Annotated in this window: 10 protein-coding genes; 8 read left to right on the forward strand and 2 right to left on the reverse strand. The window is 61.9% G+C overall.

Going from position 1 to position 13,405, the window contains the following annotated elements:
* Positions 1-903 carry an AraC family transcriptional regulator gene (locus tag ACPW75_RS22330; protein ID WP_010635812.1) on the reverse strand — a complete coding sequence of 301 codons (903 nt, stop codon included), beginning with the start codon at positions 901-903 and terminating at the stop codon, positions 1-3.
* A 146-nt stretch (positions 904-1,049) separates the two neighbouring features.
* Between ACPW75_RS22330 and yqhD the strand changes: the two genes are divergently transcribed.
* The 7 genes from yqhD to ACPW75_RS22365 all read left to right on the forward strand — a co-directional run bounded on the left by yqhD (position 1,050) and on the right by ACPW75_RS22365 (position 11,203).
* Entirely contained in the window at positions 1,050-2,213 is a 1,164-nt protein-coding gene (gene yqhD, locus ACPW75_RS22335; protein ID WP_179101345.1) for an alcohol dehydrogenase, read from the forward strand.
* Between the two features lie 507 nt (positions 2,214-2,720).
* The gene (gene pntA, locus ACPW75_RS22340) at positions 2,721-4,247 is read left to right on the forward strand and encodes a Re/Si-specific NAD(P)(+) transhydrogenase subunit alpha (protein ID WP_011707743.1); all 1,527 of its coding nucleotides are present in this window, start codon (positions 2,721-2,723) and stop codon (positions 4,245-4,247) included.
* 11 nt (positions 4,248-4,258) lie between these two features.
* Positions 4,259-5,743: a Re/Si-specific NAD(P)(+) transhydrogenase subunit beta gene (gene pntB, locus ACPW75_RS22345; protein ID WP_011707742.1), complete on the forward strand. Its 1,485-nt coding sequence runs from the start codon at positions 4,259-4,261 to the stop codon at positions 5,741-5,743.
* Between the two features lie 96 nt (positions 5,744-5,839).
* Positions 5,840-6,592: a substrate-binding periplasmic protein gene (locus ACPW75_RS22350; RefSeq protein WP_077095697.1), complete on the forward strand. Its 753-nt coding sequence runs from the start codon at positions 5,840-5,842 to the stop codon at positions 6,590-6,592.
* Between the two features lie 311 nt (positions 6,593-6,903).
* Positions 6,904-8,211 (forward strand): serine dehydratase subunit alpha family protein, encoded by a 1,308-nt coding sequence (locus ACPW75_RS22355; protein WP_162517019.1) that lies wholly within the window; start codon positions 6,904-6,906, stop codon positions 8,209-8,211.
* Between the two features lie 165 nt (positions 8,212-8,376).
* Positions 8,377-9,777, forward strand: coding sequence for an L-cystine transporter (locus tag ACPW75_RS22360; RefSeq protein WP_077095695.1), 1,401 nt, complete (start codon positions 8,377-8,379; stop codon positions 9,775-9,777).
* 97 nt (positions 9,778-9,874) lie between these two features.
* Positions 9,875-11,203 (forward strand): CoA-disulfide reductase, encoded by a 1,329-nt coding sequence (locus tag ACPW75_RS22365; RefSeq protein WP_077095694.1) that lies wholly within the window; start codon positions 9,875-9,877, stop codon positions 11,201-11,203.
* A 140-nt stretch (positions 11,204-11,343) separates the two neighbouring features.
* On the opposite strand, the gene ACPW75_RS22370 is transcribed toward ACPW75_RS22365, so the two are convergent.
* Positions 11,344-12,099 carry an outer membrane protein assembly factor BamD gene (locus ACPW75_RS22370; RefSeq protein ID WP_029302292.1) on the reverse strand — a complete coding sequence of 252 codons (756 nt, stop codon included), beginning with the start codon at positions 12,097-12,099 and terminating at the stop codon, positions 11,344-11,346.
* Positions 12,100-12,216: 117 nt separating this feature from the next.
* Here ACPW75_RS22370 and rluD point away from each other — a divergent pair, with 117 nt between their 5' ends.
* Positions 12,217-13,197 (forward strand): 23S rRNA pseudouridine(1911/1915/1917) synthase RluD, encoded by a 981-nt coding sequence (rluD, locus tag ACPW75_RS22375; RefSeq protein WP_011707736.1) that lies wholly within the window; start codon positions 12,217-12,219, stop codon positions 13,195-13,197.
* Positions 13,198-13,405 lie beyond the last annotated feature (208 nt).

Raw genomic sequence — 13,405 nt, forward strand, 5'->3', positions numbered from 1 at the left:
TTATCCCTCTATGATGCGCAGCTGGCCTTCCCGAAAGCGGGAGGCCTGATCCGTCGGCGTGCTGCCGAAGAAGCGCTTGTACTCCCGGCTGAACTGAGAGTTGCTCTCGTAGCCGACCCTGGTCGCCGCGGTGCCCGCCTTGATGCCGTCGTGCAGCATCATCATCCGCGCCTTGTGGAGGCGAAACGACTTGATGTACTGCAGCGGCGAGGTGGCAGTGACCGCCTTGAAGTGGTGGTGGAAGGCGGAGACGCTCATGTTCACCTCCCGCGCCAGCTCCTCCATGGTCAGGTTGTCGGCGTAACGTGACTCTATCATACGCAGCACACGGGCAATCTGGCCCACATGGTTGTGGCGATTGGCGAGTGCCTGCAGCGCCGGGCCGCCCCCCTCGTGCAGGGCGTAGAACAGCATCTCCCGCACCGTCTGCGGCCCCAGCACCCGGGCGTGATGGGGTTTGTCCATCAGATCGATCAGCCGCTCGGCAGCGCAGAACATGGCCTCCGACAGCGGCACCGAGTGCACGCCGCTCTTTTGCGGGGCAGGGGCGGGCAGGGCATCCCCCAGCTCCAGCAGCAACTCCTGCAGGGTCACCAGGTTGATCTCGAGGGAGAAGCCGATGAGAGGCTGCTCGGGGGAGGCGAAGCACTCGCACTCGCAGGGTAGCGGCAGGGTCATCAGCAGGTAGTGGTTGGGGTCGTAGCGAAACACCTGGTCCGCCAGATAGCCCACCTTGTGCCCCTGCAGGATCACTATCATCCGTGGCTGATAGAGCACAGGGGTGCGGCCGTGGTATTCGGTGGTGTAGATGAGGCTCACCTGATCCACCGGCGAGGGGGTGATGCCGGGGGCGGTGACGTGGCGGGCCAGCTTGGCGGCGAGATCGGTGTAGCGGGTCTGCATGGGATGCTCTTGGGTTCTGTTTTGGCTGCTTTGTAGGAATAGGCAAAAATAAAGCAGGATGTTGCCTTGATGGTATTGGTTGTCTGGAGAAAAATGCAATCACATTTTTGCGGCCTGGCCGCCAGATACTCACAAAGGCAATGTCGATGAACAACTTTACCCTGCATACCCCGACCAAGATCCTGTTCGGCAAGGGCCAGGTCGCCCAGCTGCGTGAACAGCTGCCGCGCGATGCCCGCATCCTCATCACCTACGGTGGCGGCAGCGTGGTGCGCAGCGGCCTGCTGGCCCAGATCCGCAGCGAGCTGGCTGGCATGACCCTGTTTGAATTCGGTGGCATCGAGCCCAACCCCACCTATGAAACCCTGATGGGGGCGGTCGAGCTGGCCCGCGCCGAGCGGGTCGACTTCCTGCTGGCAGTCGGCGGCGGCTCCGTGCTCGACGGCACCAAGTTCATCGCCGCGGCCGCCCACTATGATCCGGCCCGGGATCCCTGGCACATCCTCGAGACCGTGGGCAACGAAGTGCGCTCCGCCATCCCGCTCGGCGCCGTGCTGACCCTGCCTGCCACCGGTTCCGAGATGAACATGGGCGCCGTGGTGACCCGTCGCAGCAGCGGCGACAAGGTGCACTTCTTCTCGCCGTTCGTGATGCCACGCTTCGCCGTGCTCGATCCTGTGCTGACCTACACCCTGCCGGCCCGTCAGGTGGCCAACGGGGTGGTGGATGCCTTCATCCACATCCTGGAGCAGTACCTCACCTATCCGGTCAACGCCAAGGTGCAGGATCGCTTCGCCGAAGGTCTGCTGTTGACCCTGCTGGAAGAGGGCCCCAAGGCGCTGGTGGAACCGGAAAACTACGAGGTGCGCGCCAACATCATGTGGAGCGCCACCCTGGCGCTGAACGGCCTGATCGGGGCTGGCGTACCGCAGGACTGGGCGACCCACATGCTGGGCCACGAGATCACCGCCCTGCACGGCCTCGACCACGCCCAGACCCTGGCAGTGGTGCTGCCGGCCCTGCTGCAGGCCAAGCGCCAGCAGAAACACGCCAAGCTGCTGCAATACGCCGAGCGGGTGTGGGATCTGCGCAGCGGCAGTGAAGCGGAGCGCATCGATGGCGCCATCGCCGCTACCCGCGACTTCTTCGAGCGGATGGGGATCAAGACCCGGCTGCGGGATTACGGCGTGGCGGACGCAGGAATTGATACCCTGCTCGGCAAGCTGGCGGAACATGGCATGACCGCCATCGGCGAGCACGGCGATATCGACCTGGTGCAGAGCCGGCATATTTATGAGGCGGCCTGGTAAGCGGGGCGCACTGGTCCGTCACCATCGAAACGATTAAATAGCAGGGGCCGGATCCGCTCATTTGGCGGGTAGCCGGCCCCTTGTCTGTTACAAAACAGTTACTTTTTTCGTTTTCGGCCCGATATCTGTGATCCGTGCGGATTTCGTAAGAACAAAAAGCGCTAAGATAGAGGGCCGGTAAAACATTTTTTTTGACTGGTTGGATCACTTTTTCCAGCGCTTTTTACTGGTATAAGTCGCTAATTTGGTTTGTTTTTTTAAATCATAGTCCGGGATGGGCTGAATTCTGTACGCGCCCCGCCGGGACTGCGGTTGTAATAAAACTCCAAAATTTGATACTAATCACCTTCGCGCCTGAAAAGCGGGGGCCTGGCCATGACAGGAGGTTGAGGTAAAGCCTACTGATTTTCATAACAAAGGGCCCGTGACCTGCACTTTGGTCATGTCTTGTTTCGCCAGAAATGCGACACTGGGCAGCGATTGTTTATTAACCATCAGGGAATAGTCATGCAGATTGGAATACCGAGAGAGAGTCTCGCCGGTGAGACCCGGGTCGCAGCGACCCCGGCCACCGTTGAGCAGCTGAAAAAGCTCGGCTTCGAGGTCGCCATCGAGGCCGGTGCCGGCCTGCTGGCCAGCTTCGATGATGCCGCCTTCGAGGCTGCCGGTGCCAGCGTGGTGCCGAGCGTCTGGCAAGCCGACCTCATCTTCAAGGTCAATGCGCCGACCGATGCCGAGATCGCACAAATTAAAGATGGTGCCACCCTGGTGAGCTTCATCTGGCCTGCCCAGAACCCTGAGCTGGTCAAGAAGCTGTCCGCGCGCAACATCAATGTGATGGCGATGGACATGGTGCCGCGGATTTCCCGTGCCCAGTCCCTCGATGCCCTCTCCTCCATGGCCAACATCGGTGGCTATCGCGCCGTGGTCGAAGCCGCGCACCAGTTCGGTCGCTTCTTCACCGGCCAAATCACCGCAGCAGGCAAGGTGCCGCCCGCCAAGGTACTGGTGATCGGTGCCGGCGTAGCCGGTCTGGCCGCCATCGGTACTGCCGGTTCCCTTGGTGCCATCGTGCGTGCGTTCGATACCCGTCTGGAAGTGGCCGAGCAGATCGAGTCCATGGGTGGCGAGTTCCTCAAGCTGGACTTCGGTGGCGAGGATGGCTCCTCCTCCGACGGTTACGCCAAGGTGATGAGCGAAGAGTTCATCGCGGCCGAGATGGCGCTGTTTGCCCAGCAAGCCAAGGAAGTGGACATCATCATCACTACCGCCCTGATCCCGGGCAAGCCGGCACCCAAGCTGATCACCAAAGAGATGGTGGACAGCATGAAGCCAGGCTCGGTGATCGTGGACATGGCTGCCCAGGCTGGCGGCAACTGTGAATACACTGTGCCGGGTGAACTGCATGTCACCGGCAACGGCGTCAAGGTGATCGGTTACACCGATCTGCCGGGCCGCCTGCCTGCCCAATCCTCCCAGCTTTACGGTACCAACCTGGTCAACCTGATGAAGCTGATGTGCAAGGAGAAGGACGGCAACGTCGCCATCAACTTCGAAGACGTGGTGCAGCGCAACATGACGGTGATCCAGGCCGGTGAAGTGACCTTCCCGCCGCCCGCCATCTCGGTCTCTGCCGCCCCGCAAAAACCGGCTGCCGCCAAACCGGCCGCCAAGAAGGAAGCGGCCAAGCCCTCCAACAAGAAGTTCGTGTTCGGTGCCCTCGGCATCGCCGCCTTCGGTTGGGTTGCTGCCGTGGCGCCTGCGGCGTTCCTCTCCCACTTCACCGTATTCATCCTGGCCTGCGTGGTCGGTTACTACGTGGTGTGGAACGTCTCTCACGCCCTGCACACGCCGCTGATGTCGGTCACCAATGCCATCTCCGGCATTATCGTGGTCGGTGCCCTGCTGCAGATTGGGCAAGGGTCGACCCTGGTCACCGCATTGGCCTTCGTCGCCGTGCTGATTGCCAGTATCAACATCTTCGGTGGCTTCACCGTCACTCAGCGCATGCTGAAGATGTTCCGTAAGGATTAAGGGGGTTTAACGTGTCTCAAGGACTGGTAACAGCATCCTATATCGTTGCCGCCGTGCTCTTCATCCTCAGTCTCGCGGGACTGTCGAAGCAAGAGACGGCCAAGCATGGCAACCTGTTCGGTATCGCGGGGATGGCCATCGCCCTGCTCGCGACCGTGTTCAACCCGGAAACCAGTGGCGTGCACTGGATCATTCTGGCCATGGTGATCGGCGGTGCCATCGGCGTGCGTCTGGCGCTGAAGGTCGAGATGACCGAGATGCCCGAGCTGGTGGCCGTGCTGCACAGCTTTGTGGGTATGGCGGCCGTGCTGGTGGGCTTCAACAGCTTCATCGATCTGCACCCCTCCGCACCCGCTGAAGTGGTGGTCTCCGTCGGTTCCAACCTGGATGCCACCCTGGCAGCCGCCCGCGCGGCGTTCGAGCAGGCGGCCAGCGTCGCCCAGGTCGAGCACCTCTCCGGCGCCATGCTGAACATCCACCTGGTCGAGATCTTCCTCGGCGTCTTCATCGGTGCGGTGACCTTCACCGGTTCCGTGGTGGCGTTTGGCAAGCTGCGTGGCCTCATCTCCTCCAAGCCGCTGATGCTGCCGCACCGCCACAAGCTGAACCTGCTGGCCGTGGTCGCCTCGCTGGCGCTGATGGTCTACTTCGTCAACGCGGGCGGTTCTACCTTCGCCCTGCTGGTGATGACCCTGATCGCCTTCGCCTTCGGCTGGCACCTGGTGGCCTCCATCGGTGGCGCCGACATGCCGGTGGTGGTCTCCATGCTGAACTCCTACTCCGGTTGGGCGGCAGCGGCGGCGGGCTTCATGCTCTCCAATGACCTGCTGATCGTGGTGGGTGCGCTGGTGGGTTCCTCCGGTGCGATCCTCTCTTACATCATGTGCAAGGCGATGAACCGCTCCTTCATCTCCGTGATCGCCGGTGGCTTCGGCTCCGACGGCGTGGCCTCCACGGCCGACCAGGAGATGGGCGAATACCGCGAAACCAGCGCTGAAGACGTGGCTGACCTGCTGAAGAACTCCAGCTCCGTCATCATCACCCCGGGCTACGGCATGGCGGTGGCACAGGCCCAGTATCCGGTGGCTGAAATCACCCAGAAGCTGCGTGATCGCGGTGTCAAGGTGCGCTTCGGTATCCACCCGGTTGCCGGTCGTCTGCCAGGCCACATGAACGTGCTGCTGGCGGAAGCGAAAGTCCCGTATGACATCGTGCTGGAAATGGACGAGATCAACGAAGACTTCAGCGATACCGACACCGTGCTGGTGATCGGTGCCAACGACACCGTCAACCCTGCCGCCATGGAAGATCCGGGCAGCCCCATCGCCGGCATGCCGGTGCTGGAAGTGTGGAAGGCGCAGAACGTCATCGGCTTCAAGCGCTCCATGAACACTGGCTATGCCGGTGTGCAGAACCCGCTGTTCTTCAAGGAGAACACCCAGATGCTGTTTGGCGATGCTAAGGCCAGCGTCGAGGCTATCCTGAAAGCGCTGTAAGCGCCGGAGAGGAAAGCAAAAAAGGAGGCTTCGGCCTCCTTTTTTATTACTCACTTTTTGGTATATCCTCAGCCAATACACAGAGGAGATCACTGCATGGTGTGGCGTAAAGGATGGATCCTGCTTTGCCTCTGGTGGGGGTGGGCGGTACAGGCGAGCGAGCCACCGACCCTGACCCTGCTGACCGAGCTGTGGCCGCCCTATGTGATGCGGCTCGATGATGGCAGCCTGGGCGGTGCCGATCTGGAGCTGGCCCGCACAGTGCTCAAGCGAATGGGTTACCGGACCACGGTCAAGGTACTGCCCTGGAAGCGGGTGCTGCAGGAGGCCAGGTTTCAGCGTGGCGACGCCATCGTCGATGCCTTCTTCGAAGAGCGCCGGCTGGAGTGGTTGCACTATCCGGATGAACCTCTCTCCCAGAGTGGGGAGGTGCTCTTCTTCCCGTTCGCCCGGCCCGTCGACTTCCAGGGGCTGGCCAGCCTCAAGGGGCTGCGTATCGGTACTCAGGCCGATTACGCCTACGGCGAGGAGTTCCTCACCTCGCCCCTGTTTACCCGGGTGGCCATGACCGGGGAGAGCAACATGATCAAGCAGTTGCACCTGATGATGGCGGGGCGGCTCGATGGGGTCGTGATGAACCAGATGGTGGGCCGTTACCTGCTCAAGGGGCAGGGGCTGCAGGATCAGGTCGGTCACAGCGAAAAACGGGTGAGCGAGAGCAACCGTAATTTTCTCGCCTTTACCCACAGGCCTGGCAACGAACGGCTGGCCTATCAGTTCTCCCTCGCCCTCAAGGCCTTCAAGCAGACCCCCGAATATCAATCCCTGTTGACCCGTTACGGGCTCTGACTCCTTCCGCTGCCGGCTGAACCAGGTCGGCAGCGACCTGCCGTGCGCTTGTTCACATTTTGTGGCACTTCACCGCCAGTTGGGCATAATGCCTGCGCAAAAAGCGAATCAGCTCAAATTTATTTGAGTCCTATTGCTTTAGAGTTACCAAAAGTTGATCGGATTGCCAAACGACTCAGGCGGCCCCGATCATCGGCTCGGCCCTCGACCGGCTGCAGCCGACCCGGCATCTCCCGCCATACTGGTTATATGTCGCTCCGCCATTGTGGAGCGGACAGCACAATGACAAGCCCGCATCGGGCACCGTGAACATGAGACACATCGCAATGAAAGCACAATGGACCGACTTTATTACCCTGCTCAAGCGTGAAGTGGTGCCGGCCCTTGGCTGCACCGAACCCATGTCGGTGGCGCTGGCGGCGGCCAACTGCCGCAAGCTGCTGGGGCAGGTGCCGACCCGTGTCAGCGTCTGGGTCAGCGGCAATCTGTTCAAGAACGGCATGGGGGTCGGCGTGCCGGGGACCGGCATGATAGGGCTGCCGGTGGCGGCTGCCGTCGGCATCACCGGCGGCAACCCGGATGCCGGGCTGGAGGTGCTCAAGACTCTCACGCCAGATCAGGTCGACGCCGCCAAGGCGCTACTGCCCGCCATCAAGGTGGATGTGAAGGACGTGCCGGACGTGCTCTACGCCGAGGTGCTGGCACAGGTGGAGGGGCACAGTGCCCGGGTGGTGATCTGCACCGATCATACCCGCATCATCCTGATGGAGCGCGACGGCGAGGTGCTGATGGCGCAGGACAGCGCCCCCGGCGTGCAGATCCAGGCCGCCCCTTCCAGCAAACCAGCCATGACCCTGCGCGAGATTGTCGAGTTCGCCCTGCAGGTGCCGCTGGCCGAGATCGACTTCATCCGCGAGGCGGCCACCATGAACCAGGCGCTGGCAGATGAAGGGCTGCAGGGGTATGGCCTGCGTATCGGCAAGATCCTCACCGAGCAGGTGGAGCGCAAGCTGCTCTCCGATGATCTGATGACCCTGGCCATGCGTTTGTCGTCCGCCGCCTCCGATGCGCGGATGGACGGCGCCATGCTGCCCGCCATGTCCAACTCGGGCTCCGGCAACCAGGGCATTGCCGCCACCATGCCGGTGGTGGCGGCCGCCCGTTTCCTTCAGGCGAGCGACGAGCAGCTGACCCGGGCGCTGGTGATGAGCCACCTGGTGGCCATCTACATCAAGACTTACCAGAACAAGCTGTCGGCCCTCTGTGCCGCCAGCACCGCCGCCATGGGGGCGGGGGCTGCCATCACCTGGCTGCTGGGCGGCCAGTTCGAGCAAATTAGTCACTGTATCAACAACATGATCGGCGACGTTTCCGGTATCATCTGCGACGGCGCGGGCAGCGCCTGTTCCATGAAGGTCTCTACCTCCACCTCGGCGGCGGTCAAATCGTCGCTGATGGCCATCAACAACCTGCACGTGCCCCAGAGCGAAGGCATCGTCTCCGACGATGTGGATCAGACCATCGCCAACCTGGGTCGCCTCTCCAAACAGGGGATGCTGGATACCGATATCGAGATCATCAACATCATGCGGGCCAAGCAACAAGGCAAGGCCGAGTGATGCAAGAGGGTGGCGCAGGCCACCCTCCGTTTTTCTGCCTGTTGACGCCACCCCGGCCACACCGGGGGGCGGGCCGCCACGATGCGGCACGTTTCAGGGGAGAGTGCGCACTGGGCACTCGCCCGTACACCTCGGGCCCGGCCCGATCATTTGGGGAATATCGTCATGACTCTTAGCGTTATAGGTAATCTGGCCATCCTGGTCATGTTGCTGCTGTTTCTCTATCGGTTGCAGCAAACCCACGTCAGCTTCACCCGCCGGGTTTTCTCGGGGCTGGGGCTGGGCATCCTGTTCGGTGCCGCCCTGCAGCTGCTCTATGGCGCCGGTTCCGACGTGCTGGTACAGACCGGCGACTACCTGGACATCGTCGGCAGCGGCTACGTGAAGCTGCTGCAGATGATCATCACGCCGCTCATCATGGTCTCCATCATCGGGGCCATCCTGAAGCTCAACGGCGGTACCGCGCTCGGCAAGATCAGCGCCATGACCATAGGCGTGCTGATCTTCACCACCATGATTGCCGCCGGGGCGGGCATCCTGATGTCCAACCTGTTCGGTCTGACCGCCGAGGGGCTCACCGCTGGCGCCGCCGAGACCGCTCGTGGTGCTGTCCTGCAGACCACCCTCGGCAGCGTCGAGAGCATGTCCTTTGCCAAGATGGTGCTGGAGTTCATCCCGGCCAACCCCTTCCTCGACATGACGGGCGCGCGCAAGACCTCCACCATCGCCGTGGTGATCTTCTCCATCTTCATCGGTCTGTCAGCCACCGGCATCGCCCGCAAGAAGCCGGAGATCTTCGCGAGCTTTGGTCACTTCATGCAGGTCGCCCACGTCATCGTGATGCGGATGGTGACCCTGGTGCTGCGCCTCACCCCCTACGGCGTGCTGGCGTTGATGACCAAGGTGGTGTCCGGCTCCAACTATGCTGACATCCTCAATCTGCTCAGCTTCGTCATGGCTTCCTACGGCGCCATCGTCATCATGTTCGCCGTGCACCTGCTGCTGGTGAGCTTGGTGGGTATCAACCCGGCCCGCTATCTGAAGAAGATCATGCCGGTGCTGGCCTTTGCCTTCACCTCCCGCACCAGTGCGGGCTCCATCCCGATGAACGTGCAGACCCAGACCAAGGCGCTCGGTATTCCTGAAGGGATCGCCAACTTCGCCGCCTCGTTCGGTTCGACCATCGGCCAGAACGGCTGCGCCGGCATCTATCCGGCCATGTTGGCGGTGATGATTGCGCCGACCGTGGGGGTCAACCCCATGGATCCGGGCTTCATCATGACCCTGATCGCCATCATCACCGTCAGCTCGTTCGGGGTGGCCGGCATTGGCGGCGGCGCCACCTTCGCCGCCTTGATCGTGCTCTCCGCGCTGGACTTCCCGGTGGCGCTGGCCGGTCTGCTCATCTCCATCGAGCCGCTGATCGACATGGGCCGTACCGCCCTGAACGTCTCCGGCTCCATCACCGCCGGTACCGTCACCAGCCGTTTGCTGGGGGAGACCGACATGGCGGTGTTCAACAGCGAGCATGAGGTGTGTCTGGACGGCGAAGAGTCCACCATCTGATCCGCTAATCCGGGGGGAGTCGACTCTTGCCCCGGCGAGCAACCAATGAAGAGAGCGGGGAGGGCATGCCCTCCCCGTTGCATGGAAAGGAGCGAGTATGAGAATCGTGATCATCGGTGGCGAAGCCGCCGGCATGAGTGCGGCGGCCAAGGCGCGCCGGCTGGCCAAAGAGGCCGAGATAGTGGTGTATGAGGCATCCGAGGTGATCTCCTTCGGCGCCTGTGGTCTGCCCTACTTCGTTGGCGACGAGTTTCAGGAGCCCGGCTACATGGCCGAGTTCACCCCGGAGCAGTTCGCCGCCAAGGGGATCGAGGTCAAGACCGGCCATCGGGTGCTGGGCCTGGATGCTGCCGCGCAGACGCTGAAGGTCGAACATAACGGCGACACCTTCACCGATCGCTACGATCGGCTGATGATCGCCACCGGCGCCCGCGAAGTGATGCCCCCCATCCCCGGCCTTCAGCAGGAGGGGGTATTCGGCCTGCGCCGGATGGCCGACGGGTTGGCCCTCAAGGCCGCCGTGCAGGACAAGGCCAACAGCCGTGCCCTGGTGATCGGCTCCGGCTTTATCGGGCTGGAGGTGGTGGAGGCACTGGTGCATCAGGGCAAAGAGGTGCGTCTGATCGAGCTGGCAGAGCGGGTCATCCCTGACGCGTTTGATGGCGAGATCACCCAGCATATCGAGACCGAACTGCGCGAGCAGGGGGTCTCTCTCCATCTTGGCGAGCGAGTTGAAGCGCTACTGGGGGAGGGCCGGGTGACCGGCGTGCGAACCAGCCAGGGCGAGTACGAGGCCGACATCGTGGTGGTCTGCACCGGGGTCAAGCCCAACACCGAGTTTCTGGCCGATACCGGTATCGAGCGGCTCGGCAACGGCGCCATCAAAGTGGACCGGCAGGGGCGCAGCTCGCTGGCCAATGTCTGGTCGGCCGGTGACTGTGCCAGCGTCTGGCACGCCGTGAAGCAGCAGCAGGTCTATGTGCCGCTCGCCACCATCGCCAACAAGCTGGGCCGAATGGTGGGAGAGAACCTGGCCGGTGCCGAGCAGGAATTCCCGGGTACTCTGGGTTCTGCCGCACTCAAGGTGCTGGGGCTGGAGGCGGGCCGTACCGGTCTTTCCGAGCAGGAAGCCAAGGCGATGGGCATCGACTATCGCACCGTGGTGATCAAGGACAAGTGCCACACCAACTACTGCCCAGGTCAGTCCGACATTCACGTCAAGCTGGTATACGAGGCGGGCAGCAAGCGGCTGCTGGGCGGCCAGATCCTCGGTCGCAAGGGGGCGGTCCACCGCATCGATGCGCTGGCGGTTGCCATCACCATGGGGGTGACCACCGAGCAGCTCGGCATGCTGGACTTTGCCTATGCGCCGCCCTTCTCCCGCACCTGGGATGTGCTCAACGTGGCGGGCAACGTCGCCAAGTAACGCACGGCATGAAGGCGTGACTGATGTGCGCCGTCTCTCCCCATGCCGCCGGCACGGGGGGAAGGGGCATGTCGTTCATGAACAGCGCCCATAAAAAAACCGGAGCGAGTGGCTCCGGTTTTTCATTGCGTTGCTGCGCGTCAGCCGCGGCCGAGACGATTGTCCGGGTAGTTCTTGGCCAGCACTTCGCGGGCATGCTGGGCCAGGGTCGGCATCTTCAGGCTGTCGTAGGATTCAACCATGATCTCCAGCGCCTTCTCGGTTTCGGCCGTGTCGGGATAGGTCTCGACGATCAGTTTGGCGCGGTTGGCGGCGGCGATCAGCGCATCGCGCTTCACGTAGTACTCGGCCACGCTCAGGTCGTAACGGGCAAGCCGGTTCTTCAGACCGATCATGCGGGCACGGGCATCGGCGGCATAGACGCTGTTGGGGTAGTTCTGCAACAGGGTCTTGAAGTCCTGGAAGGCCTGACGGGCATAGGAGGGGTCTTTGTCGTCCCGATTGATGCCCAGGAAGTCCTGGAAGAAGTTGTAATCGCCGGCCATGTTGGTCAGACCGCGCATGTAGAATACGTAGTCGATATTTTTATGCGCCGGATTGAGGCGGATAAAACGGTCGATATTGGCGATCGCCTGGGCAGTATCATCCTGCTTGTAGTAGGCGTAAATGAGGTCGAGCTGAACCTGGTTGGAGTAGGCGCCGAAAGGATAGCGCGAGTCCAAAGCTTCCAGTAACTCGATAGCATTCAGGTAGTTACCGGCATCCAGCTTGAGGCGTGCTTTCTGGTACAGGGTCTCCGGCGGTTCGTCCGGTACCTTGGGTTTGGTGCTGGAACAGCCTGTGATCAAGGTAGCGACCAAGGCGAGCGACATCAGCAGGTGAGACTTCTTTCCCATCAACAACATCCGGTCCATTTCCACGAAATTGGCAAAGTATCCGTTATGCTTGGCTAAAAGAAAAGCTAGAATACCCGGATTATTTCGAATTGATACCCCCCGCTCAAGAGACCATACATGAGCCAGCATATTGAACTGACAGGCGAATTCCAGGATCACCAATTCGGGCAGCGACTCGACCAGGCCCTGGCCGAATTGTTTCCAGACTACTCCCGCACCCGCATCAAGGAGTGGATTTTACAGGACAGAGTGACCCTGGATGGTCAGGTTGCCAATACCCCGCGCGAGAAAGTGCTGGCCGGGCAGAAGGTACATGTGGATGTCGAGCTGGCGGATGATACCCGTTGGGATGCCCAGAACATCGAGCTCAACATCGTCTATGAAGATGAACACATTCTGGTGATCGACAAGCCAGCCGGTCTGGTGGTTCACCCGGGTGCCGGCACGCCGGATGGCACCATTCTCAACGCCCTGCTGCACCGCTACCCCGCCATCGCCGAGGTGCCCCGCGCCGGTATCGTGCACCGTCTGGATAAAGACACCACGGGTCTGATGGTGGTCGCCAAGACCATTCCGGCCCAGACCCACCTGGTGGAAGCGCTGCAGGCGCGCCAGATCACCCGTGAGTACGAAGCCATTGCCATCGGTCACATGACCGCAGGCGGTACCGTCGATGCCCCCATCGGCCGTCACCCGACCCAGCGTACCCACATGGCCGTGGTGCCCAATGGGCGCGAGTCCGTCACCCATTACCGGGTGCACGAGAAGTTCCGTGGCCACACCCGTCTGCGGCTGCGACTGGAAACCGGTCGTACTCACCAGATCCGTGTCCACATGGCCCACATCAAGCACCCGCTGGTGGGGGATCCTGCTTACGGTGGCCGTCTGCGTCTGCTGCGCAACGCCACCCCCGAGCTGACCGAGGCCCTGCGTGGCTTCCATCGTCAGGCACTGCATGCCACCATGCTGAAGCTGGCGCACCCCATCACGGGTGAAGTGATGGAATGGCACTCCCCCACACCGCAAGACATGCTGGACCTGATGGAAGTGCTGCGGGCTGATACCCTGGCCAATCCGGACGATTTAGTCTGGAATTGATGCGCTGATGGAAGTGCTGCGCACCAAGATCACCCTGGCCAATCCGGACGATTTAGTCTGGACTTGATGCGCTGATGGAAGTGCTGCACACCAAGATCGCCCTGGCCAATCCAGACGATCTGGTCTGGAACTGATGAAGAGGGCGGCTCTGCGACGATTCCTGCCGTAACCCGCCCTGCATGACCTGATATGGGGCCCCTTGACTGGT

This window comes from Aeromonas sp. FL131 (assembly GCF_049860615.1).
GTDB lineage: Bacteria > Pseudomonadota > Gammaproteobacteria > Enterobacterales > Aeromonadaceae > Aeromonas > Aeromonas hydrophila.

What these genes read in the sequence shown, in the direction of transcription:
- ACPW75_RS22330 (WP_010635812.1), bottom strand. Translation starts at nt 903, where the DNA reads ATGCAGACCCGCTACACCGATCTCGCCGCCAAGCTGGCCCGCCACGTC.
- yqhD (WP_179101345.1), top strand. Translation starts at nt 1,050, where the DNA reads ATGAACAACTTTACCCTGCATACCCCGACCAAGATCCTGTTCGGCAAG.
- pntA (WP_011707743.1), top strand. Translation starts at nt 2,721, where the DNA reads ATGCAGATTGGAATACCGAGAGAGAGTCTCGCCGGTGAGACCCGGGTC.
- ACPW75_RS22350 (WP_077095697.1), top strand. Translation starts at nt 5,840, where the DNA reads ATGGTGTGGCGTAAAGGATGGATCCTGCTTTGCCTCTGGTGGGGGTGG.
- ACPW75_RS22355 (WP_162517019.1), top strand. Translation starts at nt 6,904, where the DNA reads ATGAGACACATCGCAATGAAAGCACAATGGACCGACTTTATTACCCTG.
- ACPW75_RS22360 (WP_077095695.1), top strand. Translation starts at nt 8,377, where the DNA reads ATGACTCTTAGCGTTATAGGTAATCTGGCCATCCTGGTCATGTTGCTG.
- ACPW75_RS22365 (WP_077095694.1), top strand. Translation starts at nt 9,875, where the DNA reads ATGAGAATCGTGATCATCGGTGGCGAAGCCGCCGGCATGAGTGCGGCG.
- ACPW75_RS22370 (WP_029302292.1), bottom strand. Translation starts at nt 12,099, where the DNA reads ATGGGAAAGAAGTCTCACCTGCTGATGTCGCTCGCCTTGGTCGCTACC.
- rluD (WP_011707736.1), top strand. Translation starts at nt 12,217, where the DNA reads ATGAGCCAGCATATTGAACTGACAGGCGAATTCCAGGATCACCAATTC.